This window comes from Streptomyces milbemycinicus (genome assembly GCF_002154605.1).
GTDB lineage: Bacteria > Actinomycetota > Actinomycetes > Streptomycetales > Streptomycetaceae > Streptomyces > Streptomyces milbemycinicus.
Window position 1 is genome coordinate 1 of record NZ_MUNE01001265.1, and the last position, 659, is coordinate 659.

The 659-nt window shown below is 67.5% G+C and carries 1 protein-coding gene; it reads right to left on the reverse strand.

The window, feature by feature from the left end; translation table 11 throughout:
* Positions 1–21: 21 nt before the first annotated feature.
* Positions 22–659 (reverse strand): oxygenase MpaB family protein (locus CCN51_RS52525; protein ID WP_143676274.1); only part of this gene is annotated, 638 nt, incomplete at its 5' end.

The window sequence follows — 659 nt, forward strand, 5'->3', positions numbered from 1 at the left end:
GGCGTGGGGGTGGGTGGGGTGTCAGGCGAGGTTCTGCTCGTAGACGGTGGCGCCTTCGGTGAGGCCCATCAGGAAGCGCCGGAATTCGATGTTCTCCTTCAGCCCCTGCTGCTGGGCCTCGGAGGACATGCGCTGCCAGCGACGGGTCTGCTTGTTGCGCTCCGCGAACAGCCCGACCAGGGGGACGAGGTCCGTCTGCGCGACACCCAGCCGGTCGGACAGCTCGTCACCCAGGATGTGGCGGGCGAACGCGGCGACGAGGTCACCGGTGAGAGGCAGCGGGGTCTTGAGCGTCAGTTCCGACAGGATTCCGGTCAGGACCTCGAGCGTCGCGGAGGTGAGCGCCACGGAATGCTCGTCCGGCTCTCCGCTGATGGCGTTGATTGCGGCATACCACTCTCCGGCCTCCCGATGGTCGGCGATGTTGCGGTAGAAGCCGGGGTCGACGCCGAGGAGATAGGCCACGTACTGCCAGTAGCTGTAGACGCCGGCCAGTTCCTCGTCCGTGAACGTGATGCCCAGCTTCTCCAGCGCGCTGAGCGGGCTGTAGGTGAAGTCCAGCCAGGTGCGCGCCAGGTCGACCTGATTGATGGGCACGCCGAAGGCCGGGTCCCAGCCGTGCCGCAGTTTCGTGGCCCGCACGCGCGCGTGCATCAGCC